Source organism: Ornithinimicrobium humiphilum (assembly GCF_006716885.1).
Lineage (GTDB): Bacteria > Actinomycetota > Actinomycetes > Actinomycetales > Dermatophilaceae > Ornithinicoccus > Ornithinicoccus humiphilus.
In genome coordinates, this window is the sequence record NZ_VFPU01000001.1 from 1,614,270 (window position 1) to 1,629,133 (window position 14,864).

Annotated in this window: 16 protein-coding genes; 8 read left to right on the top strand and 8 right to left on the bottom strand. The window is 74.0% G+C overall.

The annotated features are described in order from the left end of the window. Positions 1-2 precede the first annotated feature (2 nt). The 5 genes from FB476_RS07370 to FB476_RS07390 all read right to left on the bottom strand — a co-directional run bounded on the left by FB476_RS07370 (position 3) and on the right by FB476_RS07390 (position 5,217). The gene (locus tag FB476_RS07370; RefSeq protein ID WP_238329603.1) at positions 3-782 is read right to left on the bottom strand and encodes a glycerophosphodiester phosphodiesterase family protein; all 780 of its coding nucleotides are present in this window, start codon (positions 780-782) and stop codon (positions 3-5) included. Positions 783-817: 35 nt separating this feature from the next. After that, entirely contained in the window at positions 818-1,612 is a 795-nt protein-coding gene (locus tag FB476_RS07375; protein WP_141818201.1) for a spermidine synthase, read from the bottom strand. A 28-nt stretch (positions 1,613-1,640) separates the two neighbouring features. Further along, positions 1,641-3,170, bottom strand: a complete 1,530-nt coding sequence (locus FB476_RS07380) for a helix-turn-helix domain-containing protein (protein ID WP_141818202.1) — start codon at positions 3,168-3,170, stop codon at positions 1,641-1,643. A 65-nt stretch (positions 3,171-3,235) separates the two neighbouring features. Beyond that, positions 3,236-4,573 (bottom strand): HRDC domain-containing protein, encoded by a 1,338-nt coding sequence (locus FB476_RS07385; RefSeq protein ID WP_238329604.1) that lies wholly within the window; start codon positions 4,571-4,573, stop codon positions 3,236-3,238. Beyond that, positions 4,570-5,217, bottom strand: a complete 648-nt coding sequence (locus FB476_RS07390; RefSeq protein WP_141818203.1) for a DUF3000 domain-containing protein — start codon at positions 5,215-5,217, stop codon at positions 4,570-4,572. Before FB476_RS07390 ends, FB476_RS07385 begins: the two co-directional genes overlap by 4 nt. A gap of 133 nt (positions 5,218-5,350) precedes the next feature. Here FB476_RS07390 and hemE point away from each other — a divergent pair, with 133 nt between their 5' ends. Then, complete coding sequence (gene hemE / locus FB476_RS07395) at positions 5,351-6,418, top strand: uroporphyrinogen decarboxylase (RefSeq protein WP_141820025.1); 1,068 nt, start codon at positions 5,351-5,353, stop codon at positions 6,416-6,418. Positions 6,419-6,505: 87 nt separating this feature from the next. Here the strand turns inward: hemE and nadE are convergent, their stop codons facing one another. Then, positions 6,506-7,342: an ammonia-dependent NAD(+) synthetase gene (gene nadE, locus FB476_RS07400; RefSeq protein WP_238329742.1), complete on the bottom strand. Its 837-nt coding sequence runs from the start codon at positions 7,340-7,342 to the stop codon at positions 6,506-6,508. 125 nt (positions 7,343-7,467) lie between these two features. On the opposite strand from nadE, the gene hemG reads away from it, so the two are divergent. Both hemG and hemQ read left to right on the top strand, forming a co-directional pair. Beyond that, positions 7,468-8,883: a protoporphyrinogen oxidase gene (gene hemG / locus FB476_RS07405; RefSeq protein ID WP_141818205.1), complete on the top strand. Its 1,416-nt coding sequence runs from the start codon at positions 7,468-7,470 to the stop codon at positions 8,881-8,883. Between the two features lie 89 nt (positions 8,884-8,972). Then, positions 8,973-9,680 carry a hydrogen peroxide-dependent heme synthase gene (gene hemQ, locus FB476_RS07410; RefSeq protein WP_141818206.1) on the top strand — a complete coding sequence of 236 codons (708 nt, stop codon included), beginning with the start codon at positions 8,973-8,975 and terminating at the stop codon, positions 9,678-9,680. Positions 9,681-9,745: 65 nt separating this feature from the next. Here the strand turns inward: hemQ and msrB are convergent, their stop codons facing one another. After that, entirely contained in the window at positions 9,746-10,195 is a 450-nt protein-coding gene (gene msrB, locus FB476_RS07415; protein WP_141818207.1) for a peptide-methionine (R)-S-oxide reductase MsrB, read from the bottom strand. 125 nt (positions 10,196-10,320) lie between these two features. Here msrB and FB476_RS16420 point away from each other — a divergent pair, with 125 nt between their 5' ends. From FB476_RS16420 to FB476_RS07435, 5 genes are all read left to right on the top strand, one after another. Beyond that, positions 10,321-10,485, top strand: coding sequence for a LysM peptidoglycan-binding domain-containing protein (locus tag FB476_RS16420; RefSeq protein ID WP_170233565.1), 165 nt, complete (start codon positions 10,321-10,323; stop codon positions 10,483-10,485). After that, positions 10,482-10,694 (top strand): LysM peptidoglycan-binding domain-containing protein, encoded by a 213-nt coding sequence (locus tag FB476_RS16425; protein ID WP_170233566.1) that lies wholly within the window; start codon positions 10,482-10,484, stop codon positions 10,692-10,694. The genes FB476_RS16420 and FB476_RS16425 overlap by 4 nt, the downstream gene beginning before the upstream one ends. Positions 10,695-10,782: 88 nt before the next feature. Beyond that, on the top strand, positions 10,783-11,877 hold the full coding sequence (gene ligD, locus FB476_RS07425) for a non-homologous end-joining DNA ligase (protein WP_141818209.1): 1,095 nt from the start codon (positions 10,783-10,785) through the stop codon (positions 11,875-11,877). Between the two features lie 4 nt (positions 11,878-11,881). Then, on the top strand, positions 11,882-12,964 hold the full coding sequence (locus FB476_RS07430) for an ATP-dependent DNA ligase (protein WP_141818210.1): 1,083 nt from the start codon (positions 11,882-11,884) through the stop codon (positions 12,962-12,964). Further along, on the top strand, positions 12,961-14,169 hold the full coding sequence (locus FB476_RS07435; RefSeq protein WP_141818211.1) for an alpha/beta hydrolase family protein: 1,209 nt from the start codon (positions 12,961-12,963) through the stop codon (positions 14,167-14,169). Before FB476_RS07430 ends, FB476_RS07435 begins: the two co-directional genes overlap by 4 nt. 28 nt (positions 14,170-14,197) lie before the next feature. Here the strand turns inward: FB476_RS07435 and FB476_RS07440 are convergent, their stop codons facing one another. Then, complete coding sequence (locus FB476_RS07440; protein ID WP_141818212.1) at positions 14,198-14,836, bottom strand: dihydrofolate reductase family protein; 639 nt, start codon at positions 14,834-14,836, stop codon at positions 14,198-14,200. Positions 14,837-14,864: the final 28 nt, after the last annotated feature.

The window sequence follows — 14,864 nt, forward strand, 5'->3', positions numbered from 1 at the left end:
GGTCAGCCCACCCACTGGCCGCGCGCGACCAGCACCTCCTTGAGGAGGTCGGCCCGGTCGGTCATGATCCCGTCGACGCCGAGGTCGAGCAGCCGCACCATCTCCGGCACCTCGTTGACCGTCCAGACGTGGACGAACCGGCCGACCTCGTGCGCCGCGGCGACAGTCGTGGGGTTGACGACCTCGATCCCGTAGCGCTGGGGCGGCACCTGCACGCCGTCGACGTGGCGCAGCGCCTTGGCGACCACGGCGGGCCGCACGAGGGGAGGCAGCGAGGCCGCCGCGCGGAAGGCCGCGGTCGTGTTCTGGCCGGCCGAGGTGGCGACCGGCGCGGTGAGGCGCATGATCGCGGCCTCGCGCCGCTGGTCGGAGAAGGAGGTCACGCACACCCGGTCGTGGGCACGGGTGCGCTCGATGGCGCGCACCAGGGGCAGGACGGCGCCCGAGGACTTGATGTCGATGTTGAGGCGCAGCTCGGGGAAGGTGCCGAGGAGGTCCTCCAGCAGCGGCACCGGCTCCTTCCCGCCGATCCGGGCCCGTGACACCTGGCGCCAGGACATCTCGGTGATCGTGCCAGTGCTGTCGGTGACCCGGTCGAGCGTGTCGTCGTGGAAGGCGACGAGCTGCCCGTCACGGGTGGCGTGCACGTCGGTCTCGACGTAGCGGTAGCCCAGGCGCACGGCGGCCTCGAAGGCCTTCATGGTGTTCTCGAGCCCGTCGAGGTCGAACCCCCGGTGCGCCATGGGGACGGGGCCGGGGTGGTCCAGGTATGCCGTGCGCACGCCGCCAGCCTACGGCTCGCGGGGGCCCGATCGCGTCAGCGCAACCGCAGTTTCCCCGCGTCGGGCGGCGCGGGCGACGGTTCGCCGATCTCCCCGAACGGCCGGACCCCGGCGAGGGCCCGCGCGACCTGCGCGCTGCCGCGCCACTCGGACGGGAAGGCGGCCCGGGCGGCGGCCCGGGACAGGCTCACGTCGTCGAGCGGCCGGCGCGAGGCGACGACCACGACGTTGCCGTAGCGGCGGCCCTTGGCGACCTCCCGGAGCACCAGCTGGCCCACGTGCGAGAAGCGTCCGGACAGGGTGGCGCACAGCCGGGCGACCCACCGCAGCCCGGGCTCGTCGGCGGCGTTGACGAGCACCAGCCCGTCGGTGGCCAGCACCCGGTCGAGCTCGCGCACCCAGGCCTGGCCCGCCAGCCCCGGCGGCACCCGGCCGTCGTCGAAGGCGTCGACGACGACCACGTCCGCCGAGCCGTCGCGCAGCGCGCCGATCCCCTCCTGGCCCGGGACGGGGCGCACCCGGATCCGGTGGCCGCGGGGGAGCGGCAGCTCGCGTCGCACCAGCTCGGTGAGGGCGACGTCGGGCTCCAGCACGATCTGCGGGGAGCCCGGGTGCATCCGGTGCACCCAGCGGGCGAGCGTCATACCCGCACCGCCGACGTGGGTGACCGCCAGCGGCGCGGGATCGGGGCGCAGCGCCTCGAGGACCAGGGCGAACTGCTGGACGTACTCGAAGACGAGCAGCAGCGGGTCGTCGGGATCGACGTAGGACTGCGGGTGGCCGTCGCGCTCGACGGTGGCCCCGCCACGCTCGTCCCAGACGATGCTCATCGTGCGTCGCGCAGCGGGGCCGCGCGGCTCAGATGTCGCGGAAGGTCTGGATGCGGGCGCCGAGGGCGTTGAGCCGGGTGGCGAGGTCCTCGTAGCCGCGGTTGATGACGTAGACGTTGCGCAGCACCGAGGTGCCCGGGGCGGCGAGCATCGCGAGCAGGATGACCACGCCGGGACGCAGCGCGGGCGGGCACATGATCTCGCCGGCGCGCCAGCGGGTCGGGCCCTCGATCATCACCCGGTGCGGGTCCATGAGGTGGACCTTCGCGCCGAGGGTGGTGAGCTCGGTCAGGTAGATGGCGCGGTTCTCGTAGACCCAGTCGTGGATGAGCGTCGAGCCCTGCGCGCAGGCCGCGATGATCGCGAAGAACGGCAGGTTGTCGATGTTCAGGCCGGGGAAGGGCAGCGGGTGGATCTTGTCCAGCGGCGCCTTCAGCGGGCCGGGGATCGTCGTCAGGTCGACGAGCCGGGTGTGGCCGTTGGCCGAGACGTACTCCTCGGACAGCTCGCACTCGAAGCCCATCGTCTCGAGGACCGCGAGCTCGATCTCCATGAACTCGATCGGCACGCGGCGGATGGTGATCTCGCTGCCCGTGACGACGCCCGCGGCGAGCAGGCTCATCGCCTCGATCGGGTCCTCGGAGGGGGAGTACTCGATGTCCTGGTCGATGTGCTCGACGCCGGTGACGGTCAGGGTGGTGGTGCCCAGGCCCTCGATCTTCACGCCCAGCTGCTGGAGGAAGACGCAGAGGTCCTGGACCATGTAGTTGGACGAGGCGTTGCGGATGACCGTCGTGCCGGGGTGGCGGGCGGCGGCCAGCAGGACGTTCTCGGTGACCGTGTCGCCGCGCTCGGTGAGCACGATCGGCCGCTTCGGGCTCGTGGAGCGGTCGACGGAGGCGTGGTAGGAGCCGGTCGTCGCGGTGACGTCGAGGCCGAAGTGGCGCAGCGCGATCATGTGGGGCTCGACCGTGCGGGTGCCGAGGTCGCAGCCACCGGCGTAGGGCAGCTCGAAGCGTTCGTACTCGTGCAGGAGCGGGCCCAGGAACATGATGATCGTCCGGGTGCGGCGCGCCGCCGTCTCGTCCATGGAGTCGAGGTCGATCTTCTCCGGCGGGACGATCTCGAGGTCGGAGGAGTCCGGGAGCCAGCGGATCTTGAAGCCGATCGAGGTCAGCACCTCGGTGATGCGGTTGACCTCCTCGATCCGGGCGAGGTTGCGCAGGGTCGTCCTGCCCTTGTTGAGGAGGGAGGCGCACAGCAGCGCGACGGCGGCGTTCTTGGAGGTGCGCACGTCGATCTCGCCGGAGAGCTTCACCCCGCCCTCGATGCGCAGGTTCTGGGGCACGCCGGAGGAGACCTGCACGATCTCGGAGTCCAGCTTCTCGCCGATGCGGGCGATCATCTCGAGCGACAGGTTCTGCTTGCCCTGCTCGATGCGGGCCACCGCGCTCTGGCTGGTGCCGAGCAGCTCCGCGAGCTCGGCCTGGGTGAGGTCCTTGTGGCGTCGGGCGTCGCGGATGAGGCCGCCGATACGCGACAGGTAGCTCTCAGTCATGGGGCCCGAGTCTAGATCACATATATGAGATAAGGCTGGGCGAACCGCTGGGGGCGCGAGGCTCGTCAGGGGTGCTCGTCGACGGCGGCGACCACGATCGGCGTGATGAGCTCGCGCTGCCAGGGGCGGGCCCCGAGGTCGGCGAAGGCCCGGTCGACGGCCTCGTGGGTGGCGGGGCGCGGCGGGCGCCAGAGCACCCGCCGGACGGTGTCGGGGGTCATGAGGTTCTCGACCGGGATGTCGAGCCGCCCGGACAGCCGCGCGATCTCCTCCTTGGCCATCGCGAGCCGGGCCGCGGCCGCAGGGTCGCGGTCGGCCCACGCCCGCGGCGGTGGCGGCCCCTCGCCGCGCGGGGGCGGGTCGGGCAGCTCGTCGTCGGGCAGCTCGACGGCCGCGCGGATGGCCGTCAGCCAGGTGCGCTGGTGGCGCAGCAGGCCCTGCTCGGCGCGGCGCTGGCGGGAGCGGGAGCGGTCGGGCTTCTCGGAAGCGAGCCCGGAGGCCTGTTTCGGCATGCGCGCGGCGAGGTCGACGAGCGTGCTGTCGGGCACGATCCGGCCGGGGGAGACGTCGCGCTCCCGGGCGATCGCGTCGCGCGCCAGCCACAGCTCGCGCAGGGCGGCGTTCTGGCGCGGGGTGCGGAGCCGGTGGATGCCCGAGGTGCGGCGCCAGGCCTCGCCGTCGTCGCGCCGGGGCGCGAAGTCCACGAGCGCGGCGAACTCCTGCCGGGCCCACTCCAGCTTGCCCTGCTCGGCGAGGTCGCGCTCCATGCGGTCGCGCAGCTCGACGAGCATCTCGACGTCGAGCGCGGCGTAGCGCAGCCAGGGCTCGGGCAGCGGCCGGGTCGACCAGTCGACGGCCGAGTGCTCCTTGGCCAGCGTGACGCCGAGGTAGTACTCCAGGGAGGCGGAGAGCCCGACGCGCGGCAGCCCCGCCAGGCGGGCGCCGAGCTCGGTGTCGAAGAGCGCCCGCGGGTGCATGCCGGCCTCGTCGAGGCAGGGGATGTCCTGGGTGGCGGCGTGCAGCACCCACTCGGAGGAGGAGAGCACCTCGTCGAGGACCGAGAGGTCCTCGAAGGGCACGGGGTCGACGAGCCAGGTGCCGGACCCGGCGCGGCGCAGCTGCACGAGATAGGCGCGCTGGCCGTAGCGGAAGCCGGAGGCGCGCTCCGCGTCGACCGCCACGGGGCCGGAGCCCTCGCGCAGCGCGGCGACGGCGTCGGCCAGCGCCTCCTCGGTGTCGACGACCGGCGGAACTCCCCCGGCGGGGATGTCCACCTTCTGGTAGTCGGAGGTCGGGTCGGGGTCGAGGTCCAGGTCGAGCCCCAGCTCGGCGAGAAGAGGGTGGACCATGCCCTCGCCGCCGTCGTCGCCGACACCCCGGGCGTCGGTGCCGTCCACGCTCACCGGCGGGGGCCGGAGAGCGCGACGACGCCCTCGGGCAGGGGTGGGAGGCCGGCCAGGGTGCACAGCAGGTCGCCCCAGGCGCCCAGGTGGCCGGCCAGGCCGGGGCCCTCGGCACCGGGGGTCAGGACCGGGGTCCAGGAGGCGCGGATCTCGAGCTCCACGCTGGGCTCGCGCTCGGACAGCGCCCCGAAGCTCTCGGAGGTCACGCAGGTGACCGTCCCGGCCGGGGCGCTCCACTCGAGGTCGCCGGCCTGCATGGCGTCGGTCAGCCACGACCAGCCGGCCTGGCCGGCGAGCGGGTCCTGACCGACCTCGGGCTCCATCTGCGCCTTGGCGTAGGTGACGACGCGCCACTCGCCCTCCCAGGGCTCCGGCGCTGCGGGGTCGTGCAGCAGGACGAAGCGGCCGGTCGCGGCGGGGTCGTCGTCCTCGGTGAGGTAGGAGGGCACGACCTCGCCGGAGAGGGCGACGGCGTGCGGGGCGAGCCGGGTGGGGGCGGGCACCTCCTCGAGCACCAGCTCGGGGCGCACCGCCACGGAGCGCAGGCCCTCCAGGGCCCGGGCGAAGGGGCCGGGGTCACCGGGCAGGAGGGCAGAGCCCGCGGTGCGTGCCCGCGGGCGAGATCCCGTCGTCCGGCTCACCACACCGACCAGCCTAGATCCGCGGGAGGCTCCGTGGCAGCAGCGCCACGCCCGGGGGAGCGGGCCGGCACACCGGCCGAGGACGTCCGGGGGGCCGGGGTCACCGGCAGGAGGAGGTCAGGGGCCTCGTGCGAGGATCGGAGGCGTGAGCACCCCCGTCGCCAGCCCTGGCCCCTCAGACAGCGTCCTGGTCCGTGCCGCCCGCCGTCAGGAGGTGTCGCACACCCCGGTGTGGTTCATGCGCCAGGCCGGGCGGTCGCTGCCCGAGTACCGCGCGATCCGCGCGGACGTGCCGATGCTCGAGTCCTGCCGCACGCCCGACCTCGTCAGCGAGATCACCCTGCAGCCGGTGCGCCGTCACGGCGTCGACGCGGCGATCTTCTTCAGCGACATCGTCGTGCCGCTGCAGGCCGTCGGGGTCGACCTCGACATCGTCGCCGGGACCGGCCCCGTCGTCGCCCACCCGGTGCGCACCCGCGCCGATCTCGAGCGGCTGCCCGAGCTCACCCCCGACCAGGTGCCCGACATCACCGAGTCGGTGACGCGCCTCGTCGCCGAGCTGGGCGACACCCCGCTCATCGGCTTCGCCGGGGCCCCGTTCACCCTCGCCTCCTATCTCGTCGAGGGCGGCCCGTCGAAGAACCACGAGCGCACCAAGGCGCTCATGCACGGCGACCCCGAGCTCTGGCACGACCTGTGCGCCCGCCTCGCACAGATCTCCCTGGCCTTCCTGCGGGTGCAGGCCGACGCCGGGGCGAGCGTCGTCCAGCTCTTCGACTCCTGGGCGGGGCACCTGTCCCGGGCCGACTACCTGCGCCACGTCGAGCCGCACAGCCGCGCGGTGCTCGAGGGCATCCACGCCACGCACCCCGACGTGCCCCGCATCCACTTCGGCGTCGGCACCGGCGAGCTGCTCACCTCGATGGCCGAGGCCGGCGCCGACGTCATCGGCGTCGACTACCGGGTCAGCCTGACCGACGCGGTCGAGCGCACCGGCGGCCGGTATGCCGTGCAGGGCAACCTCGACCCGGCCCTGCTCTTCGCCCCGTGGCCCGCGCTGGAGCACCGGGTCCGCGAGATCGTCGAGGAGGGGCGGCAGGCCCCCGGCCACATCTTCAACCTGGGGCACGGCGTGCTGCCGAGCACCGACCCCGACGTGATCACCCGGGTCGTCGAGCTGGTCCACGAGGTCTCCGCGCGCTGACGCCCGCGTCCTTCCCGCAGCACGCGAAGGGGCGCCCCGGCCGCTGGCCCGGGGCGCCCCTTTCGTCGTCGGTGTCGTGGGGTCGCGTCAGCGGTCGCCGAGGTAGCCGTCCGGGGTGACCGGGAGCTCGCGCTTGTGCCCGGTGCGGCGGTACCACCCGAGGATCGTGCGCTCGTCCTCCTCGGAGACCTGCTTGCCCTCGAGGTAGTCGTCGACGGCCTCGTAGGTGACGCCGAGGGCGACCTCGTCGGCGATGAGGGGCTTGTCGCTCTCCAGGTCGGCGGTCGGCACCTTGGCGAGAAGCTCCTCGGGTGCGCCGAGGTGGCGGCCGATCTCGCGCACGCGGCGCTTGGGCAGGCCGAAGAGCGGGGTCAGGTCGGCCGCGCCGTCGCCGAACTTGGTGAAGAAGCCGACGGCGGCCTCGGCGGCCTGGTCGGTGCCGACGACGAGCATGCCGCGGGCGCCGGCGATCGCGAACTGGGCGACCATCCGGTGCCGGGCCTTGACGTTGCCCTTGTGGTAGTGCTCGCGGTCGTCGGACAGCTCCAGGCCCGCGGCCAGGATCGCGTCCCACTGGGCGTCCACGCCGGGCTGGATGTCGATCGTCATCGTCTCGTCGGCCTCGATGAACGCCACGGCGTGGCGGGCGTCCTCCTCGTCGGCCTGCGCGCCGTAGGGGAGGCGGACCGCCACGAAGCGGGCGTCGCCGCCCTCCTCGCGCACCCGCGCGCAGGCGAGCTGGGAGAGGCGGCCGGCGACGGTCGAGTCGACCCCGCCGCTGATGCCCAGGACCAGGCCCTTGGCGCCGGTGTCGCGCAGGTAGGCGGCCAGGAAGCCGATGCGGCGTTCGGCCTCGGCTGCGGCGTCGAAGCCCTCGGGGTCGACGACCTCGAGGGCGGCACGGATCTCCTGCTGCGTCTGGATGTCGGTCACGTCGCGACTCTATCGGCGCGCGGGCGTCGCAGCAGGTGGGAGGGTCACCAGGGTCCGGGCCGGGCGGCAGGGGCCGGCGCGTTCCGGTGACGGGGCGAGGTGAGACGCTTGACCACATGACGAGCTACCTCGTGCTGGGTGCCGGGATCAGCGGTCTGACGGCGGCCGACGACCTCCTGCGGGCCGATCCCGCGGCGGAGGTCACGGTGCTGGAGGGGGCCGACCGGGTCGGCGGCAAGCTGCGCGGCGAGCGGGTGGCCGGGCGGCGCCTGGACGTCGGTGCCGAGGCCGTCCTCTTCCGCCGTCCCGAGGCGATGGAGATGATCGACCGGGCCGGCCTCGCGGCCGACGTCGTGCACCCCACGGCGGCCCGCGCCCAGATCTGGTCCCGCGGCCGGCTCCACCCGCTGCCCGCCCGCACCGTCATGGGCGTGCCCGCCGACCCCGCGGACCTCCACGGCCTCCTCACCGAGGACGAGGTGAGCCGCGCCGCCACGGAGGTCGTGGCCCCCGTCCGCGAGCCGGACGTCTCGGTCGGCGAGCTCGTCGCCTCCCGGCTGGGCCGCGCCGTCGTCGACCGTCTCGTCGAGCCGCTGCTCGGCGGTGTCTACGCCGGTCACGCCGACCTCCTCTCCGCGGCCTCCTCGATCCCCGCCCTGCTGGCCGCCGCCCAGGCGGGGGAGCCCCTCCTGTCCGCCGCGGGCCGGATGGTCCCGCCGCCCCCGCGGTCCGGCGCCGCGCCGGTGGCCCGCCATCCCGTCTTCGCGACCGTCTCCGGCGGGCTCCACCGCTTGCCCGAGGCCCTGGCCGCGCGGCTCGTCGAGCGGGGCGCCCGCGTCGTGACCGGCACGCTCGTGCGCGAGCTGCACCACACCGACGACGGCGGCTGGACGGTCGTCACCGGCCCGCGCCCCGCTCCCATCACCTACCGTGCGGACCGGGTCGTGCTGGCCCTGCCGGCGGCGCCCGCGGCCCGGCTGCTGGCCCGGGTGGCCCCCGACGCCGCCGAGCAGCTGGCCTCGGTCGAGACCGCCTCGACCGCGGTGATCACCCTGGCCTACCGCTCCGAGGACGTCGGCGTGCTCGGAGGCTCCGGCTTCCTCGTGCCGCCGGTTGACGGCCGGAGCGTCAAGGCGTCCACCTTCAGCGCCACCAAGTGGGACTGGGTGGCCGAGGCGGGCGAGGGCGCGGCCCCTGGCGGCGGTGACCTGACCTTCCTGCGCCTGTCCGTGGGCCGGCACCGCGAGGAGTCCTCGCTGCAGGTCGACGACGACGAGCTCGTGCGCCTCTCGCGCGCCGACCTGTCCGAGGCCCTGGGGCGCGAGCTGCCCGCTCCCGTCGACGCCCACGTGCAGCGCTGGGGCGGGGCCCTGCCGCAGTACGCCGTCGGGCACCAGGCCCGCGTCGCGGCCGTCCGGCACGTCCTCGCCGGCGTGCCCGGCCTCGTGGCCTGCGGCGCCGTCTACGACGGGGTCGGCGTGCCCGCCTGCATCCAGTCGGCCCACCGGGCGGTCGAGCAGCTGCTCGCCTGACCCGGGTCCGCCAGCCGCGCACCCGCCCGCGCGACGGCACGGCATACCCGGTGGCCGTCCGGAAGAGCGCCCGACCCACAATGGAGAGCATGAGCGACTACACGCACCCGACCCCCGACCAGGTCGAGCAGATCAACAGCGCCATCCGCTACGCGGCCTACTCCGTCTTCTCGGCCGTCGTGCCGCTGCCGGAGGACAGGGGTGCGCTGGTCGAGGAGGTGCGCGCGCTCTTCGCCGAGCTCGAGGGCGAGGGCCTGGTCGTGCGCGGCGTCTACGACGTCTCGGCGCTGCGGGCCGACGCCGACGTGATGATCTGGTGGCACGCGGAGGACGTCGAGACCGTCCAGTCGGCCTACCAGCGCTTCCGCCGCACCGAGCTCGGCCGCCACCTGGAGCCGGTGTGGTCGAGCGTCGGCCTGCACCGCCCGGCGGAGTTCAACCGCGGTCACGTGCCGGCGTTCCTCTCGGGCCACGCGCCGGGCCGCTACCTGTGCGTCTACCCGTTCGTGCGCTCCTACGACTGGTACGTCCTCGACCCGGCCGAGCGCGGCCGGATGCTGCGCGAGCACGGCCAGGCCGCCGCGGGCTACAAGGACGTGCTGGCCAACACCATCTCCTCCTTCGCGCTCGGCGACTACGAGTGGCTGCTGGCGTTCGAGGCCGAGGAGCTGCACCGCATCGTCGACCTGATGCGCGACCTGCGGGCCACCGACGCGCGTCTGCACGTCCGCGAGGAGATCCCGTTCTTCACCGGCCCCCGTGTGGAGGTCGAGGAGCTGGTGGCGCGCCTGCCCTGAGGCATCCCCGACGCACGCGAGGGGCCCGGCACGATCGTGCCGGGCCCCTCGCTGCGTGGGTGCGGTCAGTCCTGCTTCGGCGACAGCGTCATCGCGATGCTGTTCATGCAGTAGCGCAGGTCGGTCGGGGTCTCGTAGCCCTCGCCCTCGAAGACGTGGCCGAGGTGGGAGCCGCAGGAGGCGCAGCGCACCTCGGTGCGGGTGCGGCCGAGGGAGGTGTCCTCGATGTACTGCACACGGTCCTCGGCCAGCGGCGCGTAGAAGCTGGGCCAGCCGCAGTGGCTCTCGAACTTGGTCTCGGAGCGGAACAGCTCCGCGCCGCACGCGCGGCAGCTGTAGACGCCCTCGGTGAAGGTGTCGGTGTACTCACCCGTGAAGGGGCGCTCGGTGCCGGCCTCCCGGAGCACGTGGTACTCGGCGGGGGAGAGCTCCTCGCGCCACTGCTCCTCGGTCTTCGCGGTGGGGTATGCCGTGGCGCCCTTGCTGGCGTCGGTCGCGGGGGTGCTGTGGGTCATACCTGAGTCAACCACGGTGGGCCGCAGATGTTCCCACCTGCCTGGGCGGCCACGCTGACCAGCGATAAGGACCCGCCACCGGGGCCGCGCGGCCCCGCGCACCTCCGTCGAAAGGACCTCCTGCCGTGACCGACCAGCACGACGGCGCCGACGCGCCCGTGGCCCAGACCCTTCCCGCCCAGCTGACGCACACGGTCGTGGCCGGCGACACCCTCGGCGGGATCGCCGAGGCCCACGGCCTGACCCTGGAGGTCTGCTCCGCTGGAACCCGATCAGCGACCCCGACGTGATCCAGGTCGGCCAGGAGATCAACCTCTACGACCCCCAGCAGGACTTCGAGTACACCGTCGTCGAGGGTGACACGGTCTCGGCTCTGGCGGAGCGCTTCGGCAAGCGCTGGGTCGACATCGCCGCGGTGAACAAGCTGGACGACGTCGACCTCATCCTCGTCGGGCAGAAGCTGCTCATCCCGGCCCAGGGCGTCGCCCGCGGCCGCTGACGACGCACGGACGCGGCGGTGCCCCCCCGGTCACCGCCGCGTCCCCACGGTCGGGCCCCGGGAGCGCAGCGGTGGGTAGGTTGGGGCCATGGCTGCGGACGCGACGACGCTGACGGCGACCGGACCCGACGGCGAGACCGTCGAGGTCCGCCTGAGCAGTCCCGACAAGGTGGTCTGGCCGGCCACCGACCGGGGCGCGGCGATCACCAAGGCCGACCTGGCGGCATACCTGAGCGCGGTGTCGGAGCCGATGCTGCGCGGCCTCGCCGACCGGCCGGTCACCCTGCAGCGGGTGCGCGGCGGCATCGAGGGGGAGGAGTTCTACTCCAAGAACCCGCCCAAGGGGGTCCCCGCCTGGTCGCGGACCACGATGGTGACCTATCCCTCCGGGCGCAGCCACCCCCAGCTCGTCATCGACGACGAGGCGACGCTGCTGTGGACCGCCCAGATGGGCACCGTCACCTGGCACCCCTGGCCCGTCCGCAGCGGCGACAACGACCACCCCGACGAGGTCCGCATCGACCTCGACCCCCAGCCCGGGCGGGCCTTCGCTGACGTGGTCGAGGCGGCACGGGGCCTGCGGGAGGTGATGACCGAGGCCGGGCTGACCCCCCACGTCAAGACCACCGGCAGCCGGGGCGTGCACGTCTTCGCGGCGGTGCGCCCGCGCCTGGAGTTCCTCGAGGTGCGCCACGCCGTCATCGGGCTCGCCCGCGAGCTCGAGCGCCGGATGCCCGACCTGGTCACCACCGCCTGGTGGAAGGAGGAGCGTGGCGAGCGGATCTTCGTCGACTTCAACCAGGCCACCCGCGACCGCACGCTGGCCGCGGCGTGGAGCCCCCGGATCCTGTCCGGCGCGCCGGTCTCGGTGCCGATGACCTGGGAGCAGCTGGGCGGGGTCGGCCCGGGCGAGCTCACCGTGCACACCGTGCCCGAGTGGTATGCCGTGCACGGCGACGCGTGGGAGCACCTGCACGACGAGCCCGGGGAGGTCGACGGTGCTTACTCGCTGTGGGAGGCCGATCTGGAGCGCGGCCTGGGCGAGCTCAACTTCCCGCCCGACCACCCCAAGATGCCGGGCGAGCCGCCGCGCGTGCAGCCGAGCAAGAAGGTCGCCGAGCACTGGGACGAGGAGGGCAACCGCGTCGAGCCCGAGGTCCGTCGCCGTGGTGGGGCAGACTGACGTCGTGGACCTGCCTGTGCTGCCGCCCGTCTCGCCGATGCTGGCCAAGCCGATGTCGAGCCTGCCCGCCGGCTGGCTCTACGACCTGAAGTGGGACGGCTTCCGCTCGATCGTCTTCCGCGACGGCGACGAGGTCGAGCTGGGCAGCCGCAACGAGCGGCCGATGACGCGCTACTTCCCCGAGCTGGTGGAGTCGATGCGCAGCGAGCTGCCGCCCCGGTGCGTGGTCGACGGCGAGATCGTCGTGGCGACCCCCGACGGGTCCCGGCTCGACTTCGAGGCCCTCCAGCAGCGGGTGCACCCGGCCGACTCGCGGGTGCGGATGCTCGCCGAGCAGACCCCGGCGGCGTTCGTCGCCTTCGACCTGCTCGCGCTCGGCGACGAGGACCTCACCGGACTGCCGTTCCGCGAACGGCGCGCCCGGCTGGAGGAGGCGCTGAGCGCCTCGCTGCCGGCCGAGGGCGGCCGGGTCCACCTCTCACCCGTGACCGACGACGAGGAGGTGGCCATGCGCTGGTTCCGCGACTTCGAGGGAGCCGGTCTCGACGGCCTCATCGCCAAGGACCCCGAGGCGCCCTACCAGCCCGGCAAGCGGGTGCTCACCAAGCTCAAGCACGAGCGCACCGCCGACTGCGTGGTCGCCGGCTACCGCACCCACAAGACCGACGACCACGCCATCGGCTCCCTGCTGCTCGGGATCTACACCGACGACGGCACGCTGGCCCACGTCGGCGTCTCCTCGTCCTTCCCGATGGCCCGCCGCCGCGAGCTCTTCACCGAGCTGCAGCCCCTGGTGACCGACCTCGAGGGCCACCCGTGGGACTGGGTGCGACACCTCGAGGGCGAGCGCACGCCGAGCAAGAGCGTCGGCTCGCGGTGGAGCGGGGGCAAGGACCTGTCGTTCACGCCGCTACGGCCGGAGCGGGTCGTCGAGGTGCGCTACGACTACCTCGAGGGGGAGCGCTTCCGGCACACGACGCACTTCGTGCGCTGGCGTCCCGACCGCGACCCGCGCAGCTGCACCTACGACCAGCTGGACCGTCCTGCCGACTACGACCTCGCCGACGTCCTGGGGGTGGGCCGATGACGACCGCGCGCAAGGCCGCCACCGTCGGCACCGGCGTGGCCGTGGGGGCCGCGGTGGGCGGTGCGGTGTCGATGGGCACCGCGACCTACTTCGCCCACCGGATCATCACGCCCGAGCACGAGAAGCGCGACGACGTCGTCGTCGTCGAGGTGGGGGAGGACACCGTCACCCTGCGCGCGACGCCGCAGACGACCTCCCCGGGGCGCTACGGCCTGTGGCTCGACCGCGGGCAGGGCCACGCGCGCCTCGGTGAGATCGTCGACCCGCCGGCCGAGGCGGCTCCCGAGGGGCGGCGCGGCACCCACCGTCCTCCGCGACCAGGGCGTCACGCCACCGTGACCCGCACGGTCCTCGGGGTCGACGCGGGCACCCTGGCGCCCGGTCCGGCGCGCTGGAACAAGTACTTCTACTGCGGCACGCCCCGCTCGGCCCTCGGGCTCGAGCACGAGGACGTGCTCGTGACGAGCGACGTCGGCGAGCTGCCCGCCTGGAAGGTGGCGCCCCCCGCCGACCGCGACAACGGCGACTGGGCGATCCTCGTGCACGGGCGCAGCGCGCAGCGCGAGGAGTGCCTGCGGGCGCTGCCGGTGCTGCACCGGGCGGGCTTCACCAGCCTGGTGCCGATGTATCGCAACGACGTCGGTGCCCCGCCGAGCGCCGACGGCCGCTACAGCCTCGGCCTGTCGGAGTGGCGCGACGTCGACGCGGCGATGCGCTACGCCCTCGACCACGGGGCCAGGCGGCTCGTGCTGCTCGGGTGGTCGATGGGCGGCGCGATCGTGCTGCAGGCGCTCAACCGCTCCGGCGTCGCCTCGCAGGTGCAGCGGGTCGTGCTGGACGCCCCCGTGATCGACTGGGGCTCGGTCCTGGCGCACCAGGCGGACCTTCACTTCATACCCCGGCCGATCGACCACCTGGCCCGCTCGCTCATGCGCAGCCGGCTCTCGCGCCACCTGCTGCGCATCGCCGAGCCGGTCGACGTCGCGGCGACCAACTGGGTCGACCGGGCCGACGAGGTCACCCACCGCATCTTCATCATCCACTCGGCGACCGACGAGACGGTGCCCTACCAGCCGTCCCAGGACCTCGCGCGGCGCCGGCCCGGCCTGGTGCACACCTTCGTCTGGCCGCGGTCGCGGCACTGCCAGGAGTGGAACACCAACCCCTCGCTGTGGGAGGACCTCGTCGCCAGCTTCCTGCGCTGAGGCGAGGGCCCCCGGCCCGGGTATGCCGTCAGCGCAGGCGGGTGCGCACCAGCACGTCCCCGCCCCAGACGAGGACGTGCGTAGCCCGGCCCACGAGGTCGTCGAAGCGCGCCGAGGCGGGCACCAGGAGCGGTCCGTCGCCGCCGACGAGCACGGGTCGCACGGTGACGCACAGCTCGTCGACCAGGCCGGCCCGCACCCAGGGCGCGAAGAGCGAGGGTCCGCCCTCGATGACGACGCTGCGCCAGCCGCGGCGGCCGACCTCGTCCAGCACCTGCCGAGGGGTGACCTCGGCGCCGTCGCCGCTGATCACCACCACCTCGCCGTCGCCGGGGGAGCGGTCGAGCACCTTGTCGGGGACGTCCCCGCTGCGCGTGACCACGGCGAGGTTGACCCGGGGGAGCGGGCCGTAGCCCTCGGAGCGGATCGTGCCGGCCCCGACCACGACGACGTCGGCCTGCTCGCGGACGTGGTGGAAGGCGGCGTGGTCGCCCTCCGACCCGGCGTTGAGCCCGCCGCTGAGCCCGCCCGGCCCGGTGGCCCGCCCGTCGAGAGAGGTGATGAAGCTGCCCCGCACCCAGGTGCGGTCCCGGGCCTCCGGCGGCACGGCATACCACTCGGCGAGGCGGTCGGCGTCGAGGGGGCCGGTGGCGGTGCGCACGTCCATTAGCCCATTGTTCACCCGCTGCGTGCCA

Bases quoted from the DNA above. Each gene is read 5' to 3' on its own strand.
- FB476_RS07375 (WP_141818201.1), bottom strand. From the start codon at position 1,612: ATGAGCATCGTCTGGGACGAGCGTGGCGGGGCCACCGTCGAGCGCGAC.
- FB476_RS07380 (WP_141818202.1), bottom strand. From the start codon at position 3,170: ATGACTGAGAGCTACCTGTCGCGTATCGGCGGCCTCATCCGCGACGCC.
- hemG (WP_141818205.1), top strand. From the start codon at position 7,468: ATGACGAGCTACCTCGTGCTGGGTGCCGGGATCAGCGGTCTGACGGCG.
- hemQ (WP_141818206.1), top strand. From the start codon at position 8,973: ATGAGCGACTACACGCACCCGACCCCCGACCAGGTCGAGCAGATCAAC.
- msrB (WP_141818207.1), bottom strand. From the start codon at position 10,195: ATGACCCACAGCACCCCCGCGACCGACGCCAGCAAGGGCGCCACGGCA.
- ligD (WP_141818209.1), top strand. From the start codon at position 10,783: ATGGCTGCGGACGCGACGACGCTGACGGCGACCGGACCCGACGGCGAG.
- FB476_RS07435 (WP_141818211.1), top strand. From the start codon at position 12,961: ATGACGACCGCGCGCAAGGCCGCCACCGTCGGCACCGGCGTGGCCGTG.
- FB476_RS07440 (WP_141818212.1), bottom strand. From the start codon at position 14,836: ATGGACGTGCGCACCGCCACCGGCCCCCTCGACGCCGACCGCCTCGCC.